Source organism: Pseudomonas sp. GW821-FHT03A09 (assembly GCF_059421065.1).
Genome location: NZ_JBWKUX010000002.1, coordinates 362,104 through 384,770, shown reverse-complemented (window position 1 = coordinate 384,770; position 22,667 = coordinate 362,104). Strand labels below are relative to the sequence as shown.

Sequence of the window (22,667 nt, the reverse complement as noted above, 5' to 3'; positions counted from 1 at the left end):
GGGCGCGTGCCAGAGTGCTCGAGTTGTGCCAAAAAAATTCTACAGAAAGCGCAAAGCCCCGGAATACGGGGCTTTGGTATTTTTGGCTTTCAGATTTTTTCAGTGAGGCATAGGTTTCAGGTGTCGGATCCATGCCCGATGCCGGTTCATGGTGCATTGAAGCGGTGCACAGTCTTGAACCTTGTGAAGATCCAAATGTGGGAGGGGGCTTGCCCCCGATAGCAATAGGTCAGTCACAACATCTTTGGCTGATATACCGTCATCGGGGGCAAGCCCCCTCCCACATTGGATCTTCAGTGGATCTGAGAGTCAGGCGTCGTCGCCCTCGTCGTCATCCCCACCATCGACCTTCATGCCCAATTCCTTGATCTTGCGCGTCAAGGTATTGCGGCCCCAGCCGAGCAACACGGCGGCGTCGCGACGGCGGCCGGCGGTATGTTTCAGAGCGGTTTCGATCATGATCCGCTCGAAGGCCGGCACGGCGCTGTCCAGCAGGTTCGACTGGCCACGCGCCAGAGCCTGGTCGGCCCACTGGCGCAGTGCCTGTTCCCAATTGGTCACGGGTGCCGAATCCTGGGGCAGGCTCAACAGCTCTGGCGGCAGGTCGCTGATATGAACTTCACGCCCGGACGCCATTACGGTGATCCAGCGGCAAGTGTTCTCCAGCTGACGCACGTTGCCGGGCCACGGCAGGTTCTTCAGGTATTCCTCGGTCTCGCTTTTCAGCAGCTTCGGTTCAACCGCCAGCTCCTGGGCGGCGCGGCTGAGGAAGTGGCGGGCGAGGGTCGGGATGTCTTCGCGGCGGTCCGACATACGAGGGATGTGGATGCGGATCACGTTCAGGCGGTGGAACAAGTCTTCACGGAATTTACCCGCGTGTACCAGGGTTTCCAGGTTCTGGTGGGTCGCCGCGATGATGCGCACATCGACCTTGACGGGTGTGTGACCGCCCACCCGATAGAACTCACCATCCGCCAGTACGCGCAGCAGGCGGGTTTGAGTATCGGCCGGCATGTCGCCGATTTCGTCGAGGAACAGGGTGCCGCCGTCAGCTTGTTCAAAGCGGCCGCGACGCAGGTTGGCCGCGCCGGTAAACGCACCTTTCTCATGGCCGAACAGCTCGGACTCCATCAAGTCCTTCGGAATCGCCGCCATGTTCAGCGCGATGAACGGCGAAGCTGCCCGTGGACTATGACGGTGCAGGGCGTGAGCCACCAACTCTTTGCCGGTGCCCGATTCGCCGTTGATCAGCACGGTGATGTTGGAATGGCTCAAACGCCCGATGGCGCGAAACACTTCCTGCATCGCCGGTGCTTCGCCGATGATTTCCGGGGTGCGGGTCAGGGTCGGTGGGGCTTCCTGGCTTTGTTGTTCCTGGGCGTGCTGGTTGGCGCGCTTGACCAGTGCCACCGCTTCGTCCACGTCGAACGGCTTGGGCAGGTATTCAAAGGCACCGCCCTGGTAGGACGCGACAGCGCTGTCCAGGTCGGAGTGTGCCGTCATGATAATCACCGGCAAGCGCGGGTGCTGCTCTCGGATGCGCGCCAGCAAGTCCAGGCCGCTGGCACCAGGCATGCGGATGTCGGAGATGATTACGTCTGGCTGTTGGCGGGCGAGGCGGCTCATCACGCCGTCGGCGCTATCGAAGCTTTGGGTGGTCATGCCTTCCTGTTGCAAGGCTTTCTCGAGGACCCAGCGGATAGAACGGTCGTCATCGACGATCCACACAGTTTCACTACGGCTCATGTCGATGGGGCTCCTTGTTCCAGTGGCAGAAAGATCGAGAAGGTGGTGTGGCCAGGATTGCTCTCACATTCGATCAGACCCTGGTGCTGGCTGATGATGTTCTGGGTAATGGCCAAGCCCAACCCGGTACCGTCCGGGCGGCCGCTGACCATGGGAAAGAAGATGGTTTCCTGAAGTTCCGCCGGAATGCCCGGGCCGTTGTCGATGATCTCGACTTTGGTCACCAGGCGATGGCGCACGTGGCCGATGGTGAACTGACGCAGGGCTCGGGTGCGCAGGCTGATGCGGCCCAGGCGCAGCTCGTTCTGGCTGCTGATGGCCTGCATGGCGTTGCGCACGATATTGAGCACCGCCTGGATCATCTGTTCGCGGTCGATCAACACGTCGGGGATGCTTGGGTCGTAGTCGCGCACCAGGGTGATACAGCCCTGGCTTTCGGCTTCCACGAGCTGGCAGACGCGCTCCAGCACTTCGTGCACGTTAGTCATCGCCAAGGACGGCAATTTGTTGGAGCCGAGCATGCGATCCACCAGGTTACGCAGGCGGTCGGCTTCTTCGATGATGACGTTGGTGTAGTCCTTGAGGTTCTCGTCCGGCAGCTCACGGGCCAGCAGTTGCGCCGCGCCGCGAATCCCGCCCAGCGGGTTCTTGATCTCGTGGGCCAGGCCGCGCACCAGCATCTTGCTGGTTTCTTGCTTGGACAACTGCGCTTCCTCCTTGGTGATGCGCAGCAGGCGGTCGCGGGGGTGTACTTCCAGCAGCAGCAAGGTGGCGCCGTTGCTCAGGATCGGGGTCACGGCGTAGTCGACCGTCAACGTCTGGCCGGTGAGGGCGGTGAGCATCGCTTCGCGCTTGGTGAACGGGTGTGCCTGCTCCACCGCCTGGCGCAACGAGCTCAAGGCCTCGGCCGACTCGGTGAACAATTCGCTGATGAACTGCCCATGGCTACGCTGGCCGCTGATGGCCAGGAGCATCTCCGCCGCCGGGTTCATGTACTCAAGACGCAGGTCGTCGTTGAGCAGGATGGTTGCGGTGGTCAGGTTGTCGAGTAACAAACGGTGCAGTGCATCGCTGATGGTCATCAGGACCTCTTTTGGAGCAAGGCGCGGGCTTGAGGCTCGCGCTGATACAAGGAAAATGCAAAAACCAAACCAAGGCTCCGAAAAGAAGCGCGAAACCCTTGGAATAGGGGTTTAAGGCGCGAAACTGTGGCGTTCTGCCAGCTTGCTCGGGAAGATTCGAACCAAAATGGGCTGGTTAGATGGGGAGAGTGCAGCCTATAGCACCAATATAGTGCGATTGTGTGAAGGTTGTTCAGGAAGTAGGAACTTACGATGAATCGTCTGGAAGGATGCGGCCAGCTCCCACCTGTTTGATTGGGTTTGCAGGCCTCAGCCTTTGTGGCTGCACAACTCGGCAGTGGCGCGGATCATGGCGAGTTGGCGGGTGGAGTCATTGAGCGGTTCATGTATGGCTGTGGCCAGCCACTGTGGGCACTGCGGGTCGGTGCGCTGTGGGGTGAAGTCAGCCAATTGCTGCAGCAGGCGCTTTTGCAATTCGTCCAACTGCGGGCGGATTTGCTTCACCAGGTCCGGGCGCGGGTTATCGGGCGCCTTGCCCTGGAATTGCCAGTCGGACAACAGGGCGTATTGCACCAGTTTGTTTGCCTCGATCTGCGCGGAGAAAAACTGTTCGGCGGCGGCCGGGTCCAGTTTGTAAGTGGGTGCCTGGGCGACGACACTGGCGATCACCTCTTGTTCACGCTTTTTGTCTTCCACCGGCTTGTGGCTGTCCCATTTGCTCAGGGCGACCTGGTCGGCGATCTCCAAACGTTCGGCGATGCTATTGAGCAGCGGCTCAAGCGTGGGTGGCGCGGCGCTTGCACTGACACTGGCGAATAACAGGGCGAACAAAAGTCTATGTTTCAACGCAGATCTCCTTGTGGGAGGGGGCTTGCTCCCGATGGCGGTGGGTCTGTTGGCACAGGTGCTGCCTGACACTCTGCCATCGGGAGCAAGCCCCTTCCTACATTTTTAATAAAACCCAGGCAAAAAAAGACCTCCCGAAGGAGGTCTTTTTCGTCACGCTACTTTAAGCAGCGCTACCGGATCAGCAGCTGTAGTACAGCTCGTATTCCAGTGGGTGTACGAAGGTGCGTACTTTGATTTCTTCTTCGCTTTTCAGCTCGATGTAGGCATCGATGAAGTCGTCGCTGAATACGCCGCCTTTGGTCAGGAACGCACGGCCCTTGTCCAGTTCTTCCAGGGCTTCTTTCAGGCTGCCGCACACTTGTGGGATCTCTTTGGCCTCTTCAGGCGGCAGGTCGTACAAGTTCTTGTCGGCGGCGTCGCCAGGGTGGATCTTGTTCTGGATACCGTCCAGACCAGCCATTACCAGTGCGGCGAAGGCCAGGTAAGGGTTGGCTGCCGGGTCCGGGAAACGTGCTTCGATACGACGAGCGCGTGGGCTGGACACGTAAGGAATACGGATCGATGCGGAACGGTTGCGAGCCGAGTAGGCCAGCATTACCGGCGCTTCGAAACCTGGGACCAGACGCTTGTAGGAGTTGGTCGACGGGTTGGTGAAGCCGTTCAGGGCCTTACCGTGCTTGATGATACCGCCGATGAAGTACAGGGCAGTGTCGGACAGGCCGGCATAACCTTCGCCGGCGAAGGTGTTCTTGCCTTCTTTGGCGATGGACAGGTGAACGTGCATACCCGAACCGTTGTCGCCGTACAGCGGCTTAGGCATGAAGGTAGCGGTACGGCCGTAGGCATCCGCCACGTTGTGTACGCAGTACTTCAGGGTCTGTACTTCATCAGCCTTGGCTACCAGGGTGTTGAACTTCACACCGATTTCGTTCTGGCCGGCAGTTGCCACTTCGTGGTGGTGAACTTCGATGACCAGGCCCATTTCTTCCATGGCGTTGCACATGGAGGTGCGGATTTCGTGGTCGTGGTCGAACGGCGGAACTGGGAAGTAGCCGCCTTTGATACCTGGACGGTGGCCTTTGTTGCCGCCTTCCACGTCCTGGTCGGACATCCACGAACCTTGTTCGGAGAAGATCTTGAACATGGAGCCGGAGATGTCGGACTTGAACTTGACCGAATCAAAGATGAAGAATTCTGGCTCTGGGCCTACGAATACGGTGTCACCGATACCGGTGGACTTCAGGTATTCCTCGGCACGCTTGGCGATCGCACGTGGGTCGCGGTCGTAGCCTTGCATGGTCGAAGGCTCGATCACGTCGCAGACGATGATCAGGGTTGGGTCTTCGGTGAACGGGTCGAGAACGGCAGTGCTGTCGTCCGGCATCAGGATCATGTCGGAGGCTTCGATGCCTTTCCAGCCGGCGATGGAGGAGCCGTCGAACATTTTGCCTTCTTCGAAGAAAGCATCATCCAGCGCATCACGCGCCGGCATGGTCACGTGGTGCTGAGTACCTTTGGTGTCCGTGAAGCGCAGATCAATCCATTTAACGTCATGATCTTTGATGAGTTGAACCGACTTCGACATGGTGTCCTCCGGGTGGCTTCGGGCTGGGTAGTGGAGTTAGCCCTTAGAATGTGGGTGATGCCGGCGCGGATACTCCGCCAAGGCAACCTGCCTCACAAGAGAGCAAATTGCATGCCAGTGCGCCAACATGGCCTTTTTGCCTCAAAATGGCCCCTATAACGGTGCAATCCGCTGGAACGGAATAAATAGCGCACTGCAATGTAGCGTCATTTCGGATAAATGACCCATTTTGGTGCGTTGCAAGCGCGATGCATATTAACTGGTTAAACCTTGAGCGATTTCCGCTATAATCCGCGCCCCCCTTTTTCAGCAGGCCCGGCGCGCGCTGTTTCCATGAAATTAATCGTTAAAGTCTTCCCCGAGATCACCATTAAAAGCCGACCGGTACGGACGCGTTTCATCCGTCAATTGGCCAAGAACATCCGTGCCGTGCTCCGTGACCTGGACCCGGCTGTGGTGGTGAACGGCGTGTGGGACAATCTCGAACTGGAAACACGTGTCACCGACGCCAAAGCCCTGAAGGACATGACCGAGCGCCTGAGCTGCATGCCGGGCATCGCGCATTTCCTGCAGGTGGACGAGTACCCGCTGGGCGACTTCGACGACATCACCGAGAAGTGCAAGCAGCACTACGGCAACGCTCTTGAAGGCAAGATCTTTTCCGTGCGTTGCAAGCGTGCCGGCAAACATCCGTTCAGCTCCATGGACGTCGAGAAATATGTCGGCAGCAAGCTGCGTCGCGAGTGCGGTGCTGCTGGAATTTCGCTGAAATCGCCGGAAATCGAAGTCCGGATCGAAATTCGCGACCAACGGTTGTTTGTGATCCACAGCCAGCACAACAGCATCGGCGGTTACCCGCTGGGCGCCCTGGAACAGACCCTGGTCCTCATGTCCGGTGGTTTCGATTCCACGGTGGCGGCCTACCAGATCATGCGTCGCGGCCTGATGAGCCACTTCTGCTTCTTTAACCTGGGCGGGCGTGCACACGAATTGGGCGTGATGGAAGTTGCGCACTTTATCTGGAAGAAATACGGCAGCTCCCAGCGCGTGCTATTTGTGAGCGTACCGTTCGAGGAAGTGCTGGGAGAAATTCTCGGTAAAGTCGATAACGGTCATATGGGCGTAGTATTGAAGCGTATGATGTTGCGCGCGGCGTCGAGCATTGCCGACCGCCTGCATATCGATGCGCTGGTGACCGGTGAAGCGATCTCTCAGGTGTCGAGCCAGACGCTGCCGAACCTGTCGTTGATCGATTGCGTGACCGAGAAGCTGGTGCTGCGCCCGCTGATCGCCAGTCACAAGCAGGACATCATCGACCTGGCGCAAGAAATCGGCACTGCCGACTTTGCCAAGCACATGCCCGAGTACTGCGGGGTCATTTCGGTGAACCCCAAGACCCACGCCAAGCGCCACCGCGTGGAGCATGAAGAGAAAGAATTCGACATGGCGATTCTGGAGCGAGCGCTCGAGAACGCCAAGCTGGTCCCGATCGATCGCGTAATCGACGAATTGGGCCAGGATGTGAAGATCGAAGAAGTCAGCGAAGCCCTGGCCGGCCAGATCGTCATCGACATCCGTCACCCGGATGCCGCTGAAGATGAGCCGCTGGAAATCGCCGGCATCGACGTGCAAGCGCTGCCGTTCTACGCACTGAACGCGCGTTTCAAGGAACTGGATAACAGCCGTCAGTACCTGCTGTATTGCGACAAAGGCGTGATGAGTCGCCTGCATGCCCACCATTTGCTCAGTGAGGGGCATGCCAATGTGCGCGTTTATCGACCGAGCTAAGAGCCCGGGGCTGTTTGCCTGTGGCCTGCGTCACCGGCCCCCCGACTCTGCCGTCAAGCTGTAACGGCAAGGCCTGACTCTACTGTTAATCGCTGCCACGACCTGTCAGCACACCGAATCCTCTGATCGAGATACACAAGTGATCGAAAATCTACGTAACATCGCCATCATTGCTCACGTTGACCATGGTAAAACCACCCTGGTAGACAAACTCCTGCGTCAATCCGGCACCCTGGAGCGCAACGAGCTCAACGACGAGCGCGTGATGGACTCCAACGACCAGGAAAAAGAGCGCGGTATTACCATCCTGGCAAAAAACACTGCCATCAACTGGAACGGCTACCACATCAACATCGTGGATACCCCGGGCCACGCCGACTTCGGCGGCGAAGTAGAGCGCGTAATGTCGATGGTTGACTCCGTTCTGCTGCTGGTTGACGCTCAAGACGGCCCTATGCCGCAAACCCGTTTCGTGACCAAGAAGGCTTTCGAAGCCGGCCTGCGTCCGATCGTGTGCATCAACAAGGTTGACCGTCCAGGCGCGCGTCCGGACTGGGTTCTGGACCAGATCTTCGACCTGTTCGACAACCTGGGTGCCACCGAAGAACAACTGGACTTCAAAGTCGTCTACGCCTCGGCCCTGAACGGTATTGCTGGTCTTGACCACACCGACATGGCTGAAGACATGACCCCGCTGTACCAGTCGATCGTCGACAACGTACCAGCCCCGGCTGTTGACCGTGATGGCGCGTTCCAGATGCAGATCTCCGCACTGGACTACAACAGCTTCCTGGGTGTTATCGGCGTTGGCCGTATCGCTCGTGGTCGCGTCAAGCCGAACACTCCAGTTGTGGCTATCGGCGCCGACGGCAAGAAGCGCAACGGTCGTATCCTGAAGCTGATGGGTCACCACGGTCTGCACCGCATCGACGTTGAAGAAGCGGCAGCTGGCGACATCGTGTGCATCAGCGGTATGGACTCGCTGTTCATCTCCGACACCCTGTGCCACCCGGACACCGTCGAGGCGATGAAGCCTCTGACCGTTGACGAGCCAACCGTTTCCATGACCTTCCAGGTAAACGACTCGCCTTTCTGCGGTAAAGAAGGCAAGTTCGTGACCTCCCGTAACATCAAGGAGCGTCTGGACAAAGAGCTGCTGTACAACGTTGCACTGCGCGTTGAAGAAGGCGACTCGGCTGACAAGTTCAAGGTTTCCGGCCGTGGTGAGCTGCACCTCTCGGTACTGATCGAAACCATGCGTCGCGAAGGCTTCGAAATGGGCGTTGGTCGTCCAGAAGTGATCATCCGTCAGGTTGACGGCGTGAAGCAGGAACCGTTCGAAAACGTCACCATCGACACCCCTGAAGAATCCCAGGGCAAGGTGATGGAAGAGATGGGCCTGCGTAAAGGCGACCTGACCAACATGGTGCCGGATGGCAAAGGCCGTGTGCGTCTGGAATACAACATCCCTGCTCGTGGTCTGATCGGTTTCCGTAACCAGTTCCTGACCCTGACCAACGGTGCTGGCATCCTGACCTCGATCTTCGATCGCTACGACACCATGAAGTCCGGCGACATGTCCGGCCGTCAGAACGGTGTTCTGGTATCGGTAGAAACCGGCAAGGCACTGACCTACTCCCTGGAAACCCTCCAGGCGCGTGGCAAGCTGTTCGTTGAACACGGTCAAGAGATCTACAACGGTCAGATCGTTGGTCTGAACAGCCGTGACAACGACATGGGCGTCAACCCAACCAAAGGCAAGAAGCTCGACAACATGCGTGCTTCGGGCAAAGACGAAACCATCGCTCTGGTTCCACCTGTTCGCTTCACCCTGGAACAGGCCCTGGAATTCATCCAGGACGACGAGCTGTGCGAAGTCACGCCTAAGTCGATCCGCCTGCGTAAGAAGATCCTGGACGAAGGCGAGCGTACCCGCGCTGCCAAGAAAGCCAAGAACTGAGTTAACTCAGGCTGAATGAAAAACGCCCCCGGTCGAAAGGCCGGGGGCGTTTTTTTGTGCCTGCGATTTATATGTTGTCTCTGCTGGCCCCATCGCAGGCAAGCCAGCTCCCACACTTGAATGTATTCACAAATCAAAATGTGGGAGGGGGCTTGCCCCCGATGAGGCCCTCAAGAGCCCTACAAGGTTTGGATCAGAACTTGTCGAGGGTCTTGAACTTGGTCTCGCGCACCACTTCCTTCGGCTTGTACGCGCAATACCCCGGTCGCGGCCCGATCTTGGGGTGGTTGCGGCAAGTATCCGGGCGCTTGTCATAAATAGTGCAGAAGCGCGTCTTACGATCCAGATACAGGCAGTCGTTGTTGCTCATGCGCTGCAGGGTAAAAATTTCTGATTTGGAATTGAACCGCTCGACGATGCCTTCCTTCTGCAACCGCTTGGCGATGTTCTTCGGCGGGTCACCGCGCTCGAATTCATCGACGATGCCAATGCGGATCAGGTCCTTGATCTTCACTTCGACCGGCAGCGTGCAGCAGCTGGACACGCAACCACCGCACATATGCGCGGAATATTTCTGCCACGATTCAAGTCGGTCGAGTTCCGCGGCGGCGATCAGTTGAGGCTTCATCAGGGTTCCAAAAGGTGGGGCTGTGTCCGGGCGCGCGATCATACCGGGATTGGTGGTTTTTTGAACAATATTTTGCGGGTTTCAGCTCAAAGGCTGATCAGGCACGACCCCTGCATCAAATTCCCGCCAAGGTGAATGAGCTAAAAAACTGCCGAACCAGCGCGTCTGCCGTCTGTCAGACCGACTAGGCTCTAGCAACTCCTTCAATCTCGCCCGAGGTCACACCGATGTCTCAGGAACCGCTTGCACGAGAAGCAGAGGTAGCCGCATTCCGCGATGCCGTCTTGACCAAGCTCACCTATGCGGTGGGCAAGGACCCGGATCACGCCTTCGACCATGACTGGTTCGAAGCCATCGCCCTGGCCGCTCGCGACCAGATGGTCGACCACTGGATGGACCATACCCGGCGCATCTACCGCAAAGGCCAGAAGCGAGTGTATTACCTTTCCCTGGAATTTCTCATCGGTCGCTTGCTCTACGACAGCCTGAGCAACCTCGGCGTGCTGGAGATCGCCCGCGAAGCGCTGGCCGAGCTGGGTGTGGACCTGGAGCGCATCCGCCTGCTGGAGCCCGACGCGGCGTTGGGCAACGGTGGCCTGGGCCGCCTGGCGGCGTGTTTCATGGAAAGCATGTCAACCTTGGGTATTGCCGGCCACGGTTATGGTATCCGTTACGAGCACGGCTTGTTTCGCCAGGCCATTGTCGATGGCTGGCAACAGGAACAGACCGAGCGCTGGCTGGATTTCGGCAATCCGTGGGAGTTCGAGCGAGCCGAAGTGATTTACCCGATTGGCTTTGGTGGCAGCGTTGAAACACTGGAGGATGCTTCCGGCAAAGTGATCCAGCGATGGACGCCGAACGAAACCGTGCGTGCGGTTGCCTATGACACGCCAGTGGTCGGCTGGCGTGGTGCCAGCGTCAATACCCTGCGCCTGTGGCGTGCGCGGGCAGTGGAAGACCTGCACCTGGAACGCTTCAATGCGGGTGACCATTTGGGCGCCGTGGCCGAAGTGGCCCGCGCCGAAAGCATCTCCCGCGTGCTTTACCCGGCCGACAGCACCGAAGCGGGGCAGGAACTGCGCCTGCGCCAGGAATACTTCTTCGTCTCGGCCTCGCTGCAAGACTTGCTGCGCCGCCATAAGAACATGCACGGCTCGGTGCTGAGCCTCGGCGAGCACGCGGCGATTCAGCTCAACGACACTCACCCGTCCATCGCCGTGGCCGAGTTGATGCGGCAACTGGTCGACCTGCATGACATTCCGTGGGAAGCGGCGTGGGACGTCACCGTCGAAACCCTTTCCTACACCAACCACACACTGTTGCCCGAGGCCTTGGAAACCTGGCCTGTAGGTCTGATGGAGCGCATGTTGCCGCGACACATGCAGATCATCTACCTGATCAACGCCCAGCATATCGACTCGTTGCGTGCCAAAGGCATCCACGACTTTGACGTGCTGCGTGCCGTGTCGCTGATCGAAGAGGACAACGGCCGCCGCGTGCGCATGGGCAACCTGGCGTTTCTTGGCTCCCATAGCGTCAATGGCGTATCCGGCCTGCATACCCAACTGATGCGCAGCACAGTGTTCTCCGAGCTGCACAAGCTGTACCCGGAGCGCATCAACAACAAAACCAACGGCATTACCTTCCGCCGCTGGCTGTACCAGGCCAACCCCAAGCTGACCGAGATGCTGGTGGAGGCGCTGGGGCCGGACATCCTCGACAAACCCGAGGAGCGCCTGGTCGAGCTGGAGCCCTTTGCCGAGAAGCAACCTTTCCGCAAGGCCTTCGCCGAGCAGCGGCTGCACAGCAAGCGCGCACTGGCGGAGATCATCCACGAGCGTCTGGGCATTGCGGTCAACCCGGCGGCGATGTTCGATGTGCAGGTCAAGCGTATCCACGAGTACAAGCGCCAACTGCTCAACCTGCTGCACACCGTGGCGCTGTACCAGGCGATCCGCGCCGAACCGGGCACCGACTGGGTGCCACGGGTGAAGATTTTCTCCGGCAAGGCCGCGGCCAGTTATCACCAGGCCAAGTTGATCATCAAGCTGACCAACGACATCGCCCGCACCGTCAACAACGACCCAACCGTGCGCGGCTTGCTGAAGGTGGTGTTCCTGCCCAACTACAACGTCAGCCTGGCAGAAAGCATCATTCCGGCGGCGGACTTGTCCGAACAGATCTCTACTGCCGGCTTTGAAGCCTCGGGCACCAGCAACATGAAGTTCGGCCTCAACGGTGCGCTGACCATCGGCACCATGGACGGTGCCAACGTGGAGATGCACGAGCGCGTCGGCGCCGAGCACATGTTTATCTTCGGCCTCAGTGCGCAGCAGGTGGAAGCGCGCAAGCATGCCGGCGAATTCAACGCGGGTCCCGATATCGCTGCGTCCTATCGCCTCAACGATGTGCTGCAAGCGATCCGTGGCGGGGTGTTTTCGCCGGATGATCCGGGCCGCTATGTGGGGTTGATCGACGGACTGATCGACTACGACCGCTTCCTGGTGTGTGCCGACTTTGACTCTTACTGGGACGCCCAGGCGCGGGTCGAGGCGCATTGGCATGACTCCAAGGCATGGTGGCGCTCGGCGGTGTTGAATACGGCGCGGATGGGCTGGTTCAGTTCGGACCGGACGATCCGCGAGTACGCTACCGAGATCTGGAAAGCCCTCGACTAAACATCGCTGACCTGAACATGTGTGCGGGCTTATGTGGGAGCTGGCTTGCCTGCGATAGCATCACCTCGGTGTGACAGATACACCGAGGTGCCTGCATCGCGGGCAAGCCCGGCTCCCACATAAGCTTGCTTTCACATTGGGCCCGCGTCGATATACTAGGCCTCGGTTTGCCCGCCTCGGGCTGCTTAGGGATATCGACCATGCAATGGATTTTCATGCTGATTGGCCTGGTGCTCGGCTGGACACTCGACGAGTCGTTTAGCGATGCAGGCATTGGCGCGCTGCTGGGTTTGGGCATCGGCCAGGCGATTCGGCTGTCACAGCTTGCGGCCAAGGCGGAGCAGCAGGCAGGCCAGTTGGAAACCACGCAAAAGGCGTTGATCGCCCTGGGTGAGCGCTTGCATCAATTGGAAGTGCCTGCGCCGACCAGCCCGGTCATGGTCGAAACACCTGCCCCGGAGCCCGCGACGGTCACCGCGATGCCCGAGCTGGTTTGGGAGCTGCCTGCCGACATCGCACCCGCCATCATGGCCGCCGAAGCGAGCCAGCCGCTGCCGGATGACGTTTGGGCGCCAGAACCCATTTCACGTCCTGAGGCGCCCGTCGTCCCACGTGGCCCCAACCTGATCGAGCGCACCATCAGCGGCGCACGCAATTGGCTGTTCGGCGGAAATACGGTTTTGCGTGTTGGTGTGGTGCTGCTGTTTCTCGGCCTGGCGTTCCTGTTGCGCTACGCCACCGAGGGCATGGTGGTGCCGATCGAGCTGCGGTATGCGGGTGTCGCCGCTGCCGCCATCGGCCTGCTGGGCCTGGGCTGGTGGTTACGACTGCGCAACAGTAACTACGGTTTGATGCTGCAAGGCACCGGTATTGCGGTGCTGTACCTGACCGTGTTCGCCGCGATGCGCCTGCACCCGTTGATTGACCCGAGTGCGGCGCTGGGCCTGTTGGTAGCGGTCACGGTGTTCTCGGCAATCCTGGCGATCACCCAGGATGCCCTCGGTCTGGCTTGCGCGGCGGCGCTGGGTGGTTTTGCCGCGCCGATCCTCACCTCGACCGGCGCCGGTAATCATGTGGCGCTGTTCAGCTATTTTGCGCTGCTCAACGCCGGCATCCTCGCCATTGCCTGGTTCAAGGCCTGGCGCCTGCTCAACCTGATCGGGTTTGTCGGCACCTTCGGCATTGGCTTTGCGTGGGGCATGCGCTCGTATACGCCGGAGCTGCTGTGGAGCACGGAGCCGTTCCTGATCCTGTTTTTCCTGATGTATTTGGCCATCGGCCTGCTGTTCGCCCGGCGCAAGTTGCTGGAGATGGGCGAGGCGCCCGAGGGCCGTGATGCGCTGCTGCGCTGGTCGGCGTCCAAGGGTGACTACGTCGACGGCACTATGCTGTTCGGCCCGCCGTTGGTGGGCTTTGGCTTGCAGTTCGCGTTGGTGCAGCACCTGGAGTTTGCCGCTGCGTTCAGTGCGCTGGGGCTTGGGATCATCTACATGGGCCTGGCGCGCTTGCTCAGTGGTGGGCGTGCCTTGTTGCTGGCGGAAACCTGCCTGGCATTGGGCGTGATCTTTGCCAGCCTGGCGATTCCTTTGGGACTCGATGCGCGCTGGACGGCAGCCGCCTGGGCGGTCGAAGGCGCCGGGATCTTCTGGCTTGGCCTGCGCCAGCATCGGCCGTTGGCACGGGCGTTCGGCCTGTTGCTGCAGTTGGGTTCGGCGCTGGCGTTCCTCAGTGAACTGCGAGTGGGTGAACTGACTTTGCTCGACGGTGCGCCACTGGGTGCGTTGCTGTTGGGTGTCGCATTGCTGTTCAGCTTCGATCAGTTGCGCAAGGCGTCCACCGAGCAGGCGGCGGATTGGGAGCGCAAAGGTCTGCCGGTGCTGGCAAGTCTGGGCTTGAGCTTCCTGTACCTGCTTGCACCGCTGTTTTTACTGACCCAAGGCACAGCCATCAGTTGGGCAATCGGCGGTCTGGTCACGCTGTTGATCGGCCTGCGTATCAGCTCGCGTACCTTCCTGTTCACGGCTTTCGCCGTGCAGTTGCTGGGCGGCGCCTTGTTCCTGTTGCGCTTGCAGGGCGGTGATGGCGTGGCGGTGTTCAGCGCGGGTTGGGCCGGCCTGTTGACTGCCTCACTGATCGGACTGGCCTTGGTCGGCGGCATGCTGCTGGCCGCGCGCGATGACATGGTGCGCAGCGACGTACGCCTGTTGCGCGGGTTGTCGGTGGTGTTGCTGGCCGGTCTGGTGCTGATCAACCTAGCGGTGCTGTTCGTCCTGCCATGGGAAAGCGCCAGCGGTGTGTGGGCGGCCAGTGGCTTGTTGATCATCTGGTTGAGCTTGTACCTGCAACAACGCGTCAGCTTCGTGTTTGGCTTGTTGTTGCAGCTGGTTGGCGGCGCCTCGTTCCTGCTGGCGGTGCCGGGGCTGCTCGGGCCATTGACCAGCGACGGTTTGCGGCCACTGGCCCACAGCGGTTTCTGGACACCGATGGTCTTGGGGCTTGCCGCCCTGGTCGGCGCTTGGCGCTTGCAGCGTGAGCCCCATGCGGCGGTGTTTACCGTGTTGAAACTGCAACGCCTGTCCGACCTGTTGCTGGTGTGGGGGGCAGCGTGGTGGGCAATGGCGCTGATCGGCGAAGTGCTACGGTTTATCCCTGAAGAGCTGCAAGGCCCGTTCCTGCTGGCGATTGCGGCGGTGAGCGTGGCGATCTGGGCGTTTTTGGCGGAACGCTTGCGCTGGGCTTCGCTTGGCATGCTGTGCACCTTGCTGATGCCGGCGGCAGGCCTGGTATTGCTGGTGTCTGCCCATGCTTATTACCACCCGGCGGCCCACTACGGCTGGCTGGCCTGGCTGGCGGTGTTTGGGGTGCATTTCATCACGCTGCGCCGCTTGGCGACGGTGGTTCCAGGCAAGGTGTCGAGCATTGCTCACGTGCTGGGCTGCTGGATGTTGATTGGTGTGTTGGCCCTGGAGCTGCGTTACGGGCTGTTGTTGCTGTCGAGCGAGTACAACGCCTGGCGCTGGTTGGGTTGGGCGATTCTGCCGAGCCTGTACCTGGTGCTGGCGGCTGCACCGCGCAGTTGGCCGTGGCCGGTGTCGGCTTATCCGCGTGAGTACCGTGTGCTGGCGGCGTTGCCGTTGGCGGTGCTGATGCTCGGCTGGTTCTGGCTGGCGAATATCTTCAGTGACGGCACGGCCAAGCCGCTGCCGTATGTGCCGCTGCTCAACCCGCTGGACCTGGGTTTGTTGTTCGCGCTGTTGGGTGTGTACTTGTGGTCGCGCAGTGTGGCGCCGCAACGCGGGCTGCTAGCCGAGTGGGTCGCCCAGGGTGTCGCGGGTGTTTCGCTGTTTGCGTTCTTTACCGCGTTGGTGATGCGTACCGCCCACCATTGGGGCGGCGTACCGTTTCATTTGGACGCACTGCTGGAGTCGATGCTGGTCCAGGCCGGGCTGTCCATCGTCTGGACCCTGATCGCCCTCGGCCTGATGATCGGCGGCCACCTGCGTCATCGTCGCGAAGTGTGGCTGATCGGCGCGGCGCTGATTGCCGTGGTGGTGGCCAAGCTGTTCTTTGTCGAACTGAGCAACCGTGGCGGGTTGGCGCGGATTGTGTCGTTCATCGGCGTGGGCGGGTTGTTGCTGGTGGTGGGTTACTTTGCACCGCTGCCGCCCAAGCGTGCCGAACCTGTGATTGAAACCGAAGGAGCGTCTTCTTGATGGGCAAGCTGAGTCTGGGCGGGTGGGTGGTAGGGATGCTGTGTTCGGCGGTTTACGCCCAGGAAGGACCTGCCGACTTCACCACGCAGGTGCCGCTGGCCGTGAGCGGCAGCGGCCCGTGGTATCGCGTGGAGTTGCCGCTGGCGCTGCAATTGAGTGCCCGTCAGGCGGATCTCAGTGACGTGCGAGTGTTCAACGCCGCCGGGGAGCCGCAGGCGTATGCGCTGTCACGCCAGTCAGCGCAGCGCACCGAAAGCCGCGATGTGGCCGATGTGAAATGGTTTCCGCTGTACGCCGCCGATGCGCAGGAAGCGTTGCCTGGCGTGGTGATGAAATCCACCGCCGAAGGCACCTTGCTGGAAGTCCGTCCAGCCACCAAGACGGACAAGCAGGTGCTACGCGGCTGGGTTCTGGATGCCAGCGGGATCAAGGCTCCGTTGCAGCAACTAAGCCTGGACTGGAGCCGCGAGCAGGATGGCTTCCAGCGTTTCAGCATTGAAGCCAGCGATGACCTGCAGCACTGGGAGTCCTGGGGCGATGGCCAAGTGGCGCGCCTGTCGTTTGCCGACGAACGGGTCGAACAGCATGACGTGAGCTTGCCGGGGCAGTCGGCGCGTTATCTGCGTCTGGTCTGGCAGGGCCAGGCGGCGCCGCAGTTGACCTCGGCCAAGTTGGTCAGTGCCACCAGCAGCAGCCTGCCGATGCCGTTGGTGTGGTCGCAGCCGTTGTCGGGCGTACGCCTCAAGGCTGGCGAATACAGCTGGCAATTGCCGACGGGGTTGCATGTCGAGCGCCTGCGTATCGAGTTGAAGCAGCCCAACACGTTGGCCCCTGTGACCTTATCGGGGCGCCGTGAGGTCAATCAGGCCTGGCAGCCACTGAGCAATGCCTTGTTGTATCGCCTGACCCAGAACGGCCAGGACGTGGTGCAGGATCAATTGCAGTTGCCTGGCGTGGCCGTTGGCGAGCTCAAGTTACAGGTGGACGAGCGTGGTGGTGGCCTGGGCGTCGAAGCGCCCGCCCTGAGCTTTGCCGTGCGTGCCACGCAATTGGTCTTCCTGGCGCGGGGCGAGCCGCCATTTACCCTGGCGCTGGGCAATGCGTCGGTGAAAGCGGCGAATTTGCCGCTATCGACGCTGATTCCTGATTACAGTGCCGAGCGCCTCAAGACCCTGGGCCAGGCCGTGGTGACGGGAGAGGCTGTGGTCAAAACCCCCGCCGTCGCTGTTTCGCCCGAAGTCGGTAGCGACTGGAAGAAGCTCGGCCTATGGGCCGTGCTACTGCTCGGCGTGGCGGCACTGGGGGCGATGGCCTACAGTCTGTTGCGCAAGCCGCAGGGCAAACCGTGAACTCTATTGGCGTTAAATCCTCTGATTAGAGGAAATAAGCCTCGACTCGCGTTAAACTGCGCGGGTTTTTAAGCCCCCCATTCTTCGGAGCCTTCCATGTCCCGCGTTACCTTGAGTCGCTATTTGATTGAGCAGACCCGCAGCAACAACACGCCTGCCGATCTGCGCTTCCTTATCGAAGTGGTGGCGCGTGCTTGCAAGGAAATCAGCCACGCCGTCTCCAAGGGCGCACTGGGTGGTGTCCTGGGCAGCATGGGCACTGAGAACGTCCAAGGCGAAGTACAGAAGAAACTCGACGTACTCTCCAACGAGATCCTGCTCGAAGCCAACGAATGGGGCGGTCACCTGGCCGGCATGGCGTCCGAAGAAATGGACAACGCCTACCAGATCCCGGGCAAATACCCGAAAGGCGCCTACCTGCTGGTGTTCGACCCACTGGACGGCTCGTCCAACATCGACATCAACGCACCGGTCGGCACCATCTTCTCGGTATTGCGCTGCCCGAACGAATACCTGAGCCAAAACGAAGCCCTGAACGAAAAGGCCTTCCTGCAACCAGGCACCGAGCAGGTCGCTGCCGGCTACGCGATCTACGGCCCACAGACCATGCTGGTGCTGACCTTGGGCGACGGCGTCAAAGGCTTCACCCTGGACCGCGAAATGGGCAGCTTCGTGCTGACTCATGAAGACATCAGCATTCCTGCTTCCACCCAGGAATTTGCGATCAACATGTCCAACCAGCGTCACTGGGAAGAACCCGTGAAACGCTATGTGAACGAGTTGATGGAAGGCGAAGAAGGCCCGTTGAAGAAGAACTTCAACATGCGCTGGGTTGCCGCGATGGTGGCTGACGTGCACCGTATCCTGACCCGTGGTGGCCTGTTCATGTACCCACGTGACAGCCGCGAGCCGTCCAAGCCGGGCAAGCTGCGCTTGATGTACGAGGCCAACCCGATGTCCTTCCTGGTTGAACAGGCGGGCGGCGCGTCCACCGACGGCCATCAGCGTATCCTCGATATCCAGCCGGAAGGTTTGCACCAGCGTGTGGCGGTGTTCCTGGGCTCGAAGGAAGAAGTTGAGCGCGTGACCGCGTATCACAAGAAATAAGCTACGCAGCCATTGAAGAAGCCCCGAAACGTTTCAGCGTTTTCGGGGCTTTTTTGTTTTTGCTTGTCGGGAACCAGACACCTCTTTTCCCTTCTAAGCTTCTGGCAGATACCCCAGCTGCTTTGTCTCTCCAGGAGCTTTTCCATGTCTTTACGCCGTCTCGCCTTGCTGGCTTTTTGCGTGCTGTTAGCCGCTTGCAGCAAGGTCACCCAAGAAAACTACGCGAAACTGTCGGCCGGCATGGCCAAGGCTGAGGTTGAGTCGTTGCTGGGCAAGCCGACCGATTGTTCTGGTGCGCTGGGTATGTCCAGCTGCACATGGGGCGATAAAAACAGCTTTATCAGCGTGCAGTACGCCGGTGACAAAGTTCTGATGTTTTCCGGGCAAGGCCTGAAGTAAACCGGGGCGCGAGCCTGCGGGAGAAAAAGAATGATGCGTTTTGTTATATACCTTTGTGCCAGCCTGTTTTTGGCGGGCTGCGCCAGCCATTCTGGCGATGATCTGCAACCCAAGACCGCGAGTAACGTCAACCTCAAGCGTTACCAGGGCACATGGTATGAGTTGGCCCGATTGCCGATGTACTTCCAGCGCAACTGCGCGCAGTCCGAAGCCCGCTACACCTTGCTGCCGGATGGCGACATGTCGGTGTTCAATCGCTGTCTGACGACTGAATGGAAGTGGGAAGAGGCCAAGGGCACCGCCACGCCGCAGGTTCCGGGCAAGACCGACAAGCTTTGGGTGGAATTCAATAACTGGTTCACATCGCTGTTGCCGGGCGTCGCCAAGGGCGACTACTGGGTGCTTTACGTCAGCGATGACTACAAGACCGCCATTGTTGGCAGCCCGAGCCGGCGCTATATGTGGATCTTGTCGCGCACGCCGACAGTGAATGCCGATACCCGCGAAGACCTGCTGAGCAGGGCGCGACAGCAAGGGTATGACACCACTCGGTTGATCTGGCGTACGTCGGATCAGCAGATGGCCAAGACCTCACAGTAATTCTGGATCGCCGCCAATCAAAATGTGGGAGCTGGCTTGCCTGCGATGCAGTCACCTCGGTACATCAGGTACACCGAGTTGATGCCATCGCAGGCAAGCCAGCTCCCACATTTGTTATGTGTCGCCTATTAGCCGAGTAAATCCCTCAGGACTTTCGTGAACGCCTGGCTGCTTTCTTCCTCGCCAGCATGGCGCCCCTCGCGCACTACCCACTTGCCGTTGACCAACACATCCCGCACCTGCCGATCCCCACCAGCAAACAACCAGCGATTGAGAATCCCGTCCTCGGTCGCCGTGGCCAGGTACGGATCGTTGCCATCCAGCACCAGCCAATCCGCGCGCTTGCCCACTTCCAACCGGCCGATCGGTTGGCCCAGCGCTTGGGCACCACCGTCCAGCGCGGCATCGAACAGCGTGCGGCCGACCATCGGCTGATCACTGCGATACAAACGATTACGCCGCTGATCACGCAGGCGCTGGCCGTATTCCAGCCAGCGCAATTCTTCCACCACGCTCAGTGACACGTGGCTGTCGGAGCCGATACCCATGCGTCCACCTTGAGCCAGGAACTCCACGGCGGGGAAAATCCCGTCGCCCAGGTTGGCTTCGGTGGTCAGGCACAAACCGGCAATCGCGCGACTCTTGGCCATGCGCGTGACTTCTTCGGGATTGGCGTGGGTGGCGTGCACCAGGCACCAGCGCTCATCCACTTCGACATTGTCATACAGCCACTGCAGCGGACGTTTTCCGCTCCAGGCCAAGCAATCATCGACTTCCTTTTGCTGCTCGGCGATGTGGATATGCACCGGGCACGCCTTGTCGCTGGCGGCCAGCACTTCACTGATTTGCTGTGGTGTGACGGCACGCAGGGAGTGGAAACACAGGCCAAGAGCCTGCGCCGGCTGTTCGGCAAGGATCGGTTTGAGCCGCGCTTGCAGGTCGAGGTAGTTTTCGGTGCTGTTGATAAATCGGCGCTGGCCGTCATTCGGCGCCTGGCCACCAAAGCCTGCATGGGTGTACAGCACGGGTAGCAACGTCAGGCCGATGCCGCTGCTGGCTGCCGCCTGACTGATCTGTCGCGACAGTTCGGTACGATCAGCGTACGGCTGGCCGCTGGCGTCATGGTGTACGTAATGAAACTCGGCCACTGACGTGTAACCGGCCTTGAGCATTTCGATATACAGCTGGCGCGCGATGACGTGGAGTTGGTCCGGGTTGATCTTGCCAACCATGCGGTACATCAAGTCGCGCCAGGTCCAGAAACTGTCATTCGGGTTGCCCGCCACTTCCGCCAAACCGGCCATGGCGCGCTGGAACGCGTGGGAGTGCAGGTTCGGCATACCCGCCAACACCGGGCCGCTGAGCCGTTCGGCGCCGTCTGCACTGGCATTGGCCTCAACCTTTGTCAGCAGCCCTTCGGCGCTGACTTCAAGACGTACATCGTTGGCCCATCCATTAGGCAGCAGTGCGCGTTCGGCAAAGAAAGCGGACATGATCAAGGCACCCCGGTCGTGTGTTTATTTGTATATACATATACAGACGTTTGCCTGCTCGGTAAACTCCGGCAATCTATGCATCTTTTCCCCCTGCAAGGATTCCCTGTGCCGACTCCGCCCGCCAACTCTTCGCTGGCTGCCCACATGGACGAAAGTCCGGCGCCCTTGTATGCCCGCGTCAAACAGATGATCAGCCAGCAAATCCTCAACGGCAACTGGCCGCCCCATTACCGCGTGCCGTCGGAGAGCGAGCTGGTCAGCGAGCTGGGCTTCAGTCGCATGACCATCAACCGTGCCCTGCGTGAGCTCACCGCTGAAGGGTTGCTGGTGCGCATGCAAGGTGTTGGCACTTTCGTCGCCGAGCCCAAGAGCCAGTCGGCGCTGTTTGAAGTGCACAACATTGCCGATGAGATCGCTTCCCGCGGCCATCGGCACACTTGCCAGGTCATCCACCTGGGCGAAGAGGCCGCCGGTTCCGAGCGCGCCGTCGCCCTGGAGATGCGCGAAGGCGGGCGGGTATTTCACTCGCTGATTGTGCACTTCGAAAACGACATTCCCGTGCAAATCGAAGACCGCTTCGTCAACGCCCTGGTCGCGCCGGAATACCTGCAACAGGATTTTACCCAGCAAACGCCTTACGCCTACCTCAATCAGGTCGCGCCGCTCACTGAAGGCGAGCACGTGGTCGAGGCGATCCTTGCCGACGCCGAGGAATGCAAGTTATTGCAGATCGAGCCGAGCGAGCCGTGCCTGTTGATTCGCCGGCGTACCTGGTCCGGTCGCCAGCCGGTGACCGCCGCGCGTTTGATCCACCCCGGTTCCCGTCACAGCCTGGAAGGACGTTTCAGTAAATGAGTGCAGTGAAAGTCTGGCGCGCCACCGATTACGTGCGCATGCCGTGGAAAAATGGCGGCGGCAGCACCGAAGAAATCACCCGCGATGCAGGCACTGGCCTGGATGGTTTTGGCTGGCGCCTGTCGATTGCCGATATCGGCGAGTCGGGCGGCTTCTCTACCTTCGCCGGCTATCAGCGTGTGATCACCGTGATCAAAGGCGCGGGGATGGTGTTGACGGTGGATGGCGAGGAACAGCGTGGGTTGTTGCCGTTGCAGCCGTTCGCGTTCAAGGGGGAGAGCGAGGTGTCATGTCGCTTGATCAGTGGGCCGATCCGCGATTTCAACCTGATTTATTCGCCTGAGCGTTACCACGCGCGGTTGCAATGGGTGGACGGTGTGCAACAGTTCTTCAGTACCGCACACACCGTATTGATATTCAGCGTCGCCGATGAAGTGAAGGTGCTGGATCAAAAGCTGGGCCATCACGATTGCCTGCAAGTGGACGGTAATACCGGCCTGCTGGATATCTCTGTCAGTGGCCGCTGCTGCCTGATCGAACTGACCGCACGCGGTTAAAACTGTGGGAGCTGGCTTGCCTGCGATAGCGGTGTATCAGTGTCAGATGTACTGACTGACACGACGCTTTCGCAGGCAAGCCAGCTCCCACATTTGTTTTGTGGTGTTCACACAATCTGTTTCCAGTACCTGCACCAGTTTGTTACCGAATGCCCCAGCGTGGCGCAAAACCACGGCGTCGTGACAAATCCTCCTCGCTCTAAAACTCTTCCGTAAGAAATTTCATCAAGTCTCTAAGCCCGGATTTCCAAGGCTCGCAGACAAAATCCCAAAAA

Annotated in this window: 16 protein-coding genes; 10 read left to right on the top strand and 6 right to left on the bottom strand. The window is 59.9% G+C overall.

What is annotated here, in order from left to right:
- Window positions 1-309 precede the first annotated feature (309 nt).
- The 4 genes from ntrC to glnA all read right to left on the bottom strand — a co-directional run bounded on the left by ntrC (window position 310) and on the right by glnA (window position 5,262).
- On the bottom strand, window positions 310-1,746 hold the full coding sequence (ntrC, locus tag AC07V4_RS04460; RefSeq protein WP_105697707.1) for a nitrogen regulation protein NR(I): 1,437 nt from the start codon (window positions 1,744-1,746) through the stop codon (window positions 310-312).
- Window positions 1,743-2,828 carry a nitrogen regulation protein NR(II) gene (glnL, locus tag AC07V4_RS04455; RefSeq protein ID WP_492637628.1) on the bottom strand — a complete coding sequence of 362 codons (1,086 nt, stop codon included), beginning with the start codon at window positions 2,826-2,828 and terminating at the stop codon, window positions 1,743-1,745. The genes ntrC and glnL overlap by 4 nt, the downstream gene beginning before the upstream one ends.
- 309 nt (window positions 2,829-3,137) lie before the next feature.
- Window positions 3,138-3,674, bottom strand: a complete 537-nt coding sequence (locus tag AC07V4_RS04450; RefSeq protein ID WP_492637627.1) for a chorismate mutase — start codon at window positions 3,672-3,674, stop codon at window positions 3,138-3,140.
- A gap of 181 nt (window positions 3,675-3,855) precedes the next feature.
- Window positions 3,856-5,262: a glutamate--ammonia ligase gene (glnA, locus tag AC07V4_RS04445; protein WP_024072899.1), complete on the bottom strand. Its 1,407-nt coding sequence runs from the start codon at window positions 5,260-5,262 to the stop codon at window positions 3,856-3,858.
- Window positions 5,263-5,595: 333 nt separating this feature from the next.
- Here glnA and thiI point away from each other — a divergent pair, with 333 nt between their 5' ends.
- Window positions 5,596-7,050 (top strand): tRNA uracil 4-sulfurtransferase ThiI, encoded by a 1,455-nt coding sequence (thiI, locus tag AC07V4_RS04440; RefSeq protein WP_492637626.1) that lies wholly within the window; start codon window positions 5,596-5,598, stop codon window positions 7,048-7,050.
- A gap of 139 nt (window positions 7,051-7,189) precedes the next feature.
- Window positions 7,190-9,010 carry a translational GTPase TypA gene (gene typA / locus AC07V4_RS04435; RefSeq protein WP_010213863.1) on the top strand — a complete coding sequence of 607 codons (1,821 nt, stop codon included), beginning with the start codon at window positions 7,190-7,192 and terminating at the stop codon, window positions 9,008-9,010.
- Between the two features lie 193 nt (window positions 9,011-9,203).
- Here the strand turns inward: typA and AC07V4_RS04430 are convergent, their stop codons facing one another.
- Window positions 9,204-9,638: a YkgJ family cysteine cluster protein gene (locus AC07V4_RS04430; protein WP_492637625.1), complete on the bottom strand. Its 435-nt coding sequence runs from the start codon at window positions 9,636-9,638 to the stop codon at window positions 9,204-9,206.
- A 227-nt stretch (window positions 9,639-9,865) separates the two neighbouring features.
- On the opposite strand from AC07V4_RS04430, the gene AC07V4_RS04425 reads away from it, so the two are divergent.
- From AC07V4_RS04425 to AC07V4_RS04400, 6 genes are all read left to right on the top strand, one after another.
- Window positions 9,866-12,316: a glycogen/starch/alpha-glucan phosphorylase gene (locus AC07V4_RS04425; protein ID WP_431751036.1), complete on the top strand. Its 2,451-nt coding sequence runs from the start codon at window positions 9,866-9,868 to the stop codon at window positions 12,314-12,316.
- Window positions 12,317-12,516: 200 nt separating this feature from the next.
- Window positions 12,517-16,029, top strand: a complete 3,513-nt coding sequence (locus tag AC07V4_RS04420) for a DUF2339 domain-containing protein (RefSeq protein WP_492637624.1) — start codon at window positions 12,517-12,519, stop codon at window positions 16,027-16,029.
- Window positions 16,029-17,378 carry a DUF3999 domain-containing protein gene (locus AC07V4_RS04415; RefSeq protein ID WP_492637623.1) on the top strand — a complete coding sequence of 450 codons (1,350 nt, stop codon included), beginning with the start codon at window positions 16,029-16,031 and terminating at the stop codon, window positions 17,376-17,378. Before AC07V4_RS04420 ends, AC07V4_RS04415 begins: the two co-directional genes overlap by 1 nt.
- A gap of 96 nt (window positions 17,379-17,474) precedes the next feature.
- A complete protein-coding gene (locus AC07V4_RS04410) occupies window positions 17,475-18,485 on the top strand; it encodes a class 1 fructose-bisphosphatase (RefSeq protein WP_003187818.1) in 1,011 nt (336 codons plus the stop codon).
- A 144-nt stretch (window positions 18,486-18,629) separates the two neighbouring features.
- Window positions 18,630-18,884, top strand: coding sequence for a hypothetical protein (locus AC07V4_RS04405; protein WP_060754591.1), 255 nt, complete (start codon window positions 18,630-18,632; stop codon window positions 18,882-18,884).
- Window positions 18,885-18,914: 30 nt separating this feature from the next.
- A complete protein-coding gene (locus AC07V4_RS04400) occupies window positions 18,915-19,484 on the top strand; it encodes a lipocalin family protein (RefSeq protein WP_492637622.1) in 570 nt (189 codons plus the stop codon).
- Window positions 19,485-19,612: 128 nt separating this feature from the next.
- Here AC07V4_RS04400 and AC07V4_RS04395 read toward each other — a convergent pair whose 3' ends face one another.
- Window positions 19,613-20,977 carry a formimidoylglutamate deiminase gene (locus AC07V4_RS04395; RefSeq protein WP_492637621.1) on the bottom strand — a complete coding sequence of 455 codons (1,365 nt, stop codon included), beginning with the start codon at window positions 20,975-20,977 and terminating at the stop codon, window positions 19,613-19,615.
- Window positions 20,978-21,124: 147 nt separating this feature from the next.
- On the opposite strand from AC07V4_RS04395, the gene hutC reads away from it, so the two are divergent.
- Together hutC and AC07V4_RS04385 are read left to right on the top strand one after the other, a co-directional pair.
- Window positions 21,125-21,835 (top strand): histidine utilization transcriptional repressor HutC, encoded by a 711-nt coding sequence (gene hutC, locus AC07V4_RS04390; protein ID WP_492637770.1) that lies wholly within the window; start codon window positions 21,125-21,127, stop codon window positions 21,833-21,835.
- Window positions 21,832-22,392 (top strand): HutD/Ves family protein, encoded by a 561-nt coding sequence (locus AC07V4_RS04385; RefSeq protein ID WP_492637620.1) that lies wholly within the window; start codon window positions 21,832-21,834, stop codon window positions 22,390-22,392. Before hutC ends, AC07V4_RS04385 begins: the two co-directional genes overlap by 4 nt.
- Window positions 22,393-22,667: the final 275 nt, after the last annotated feature.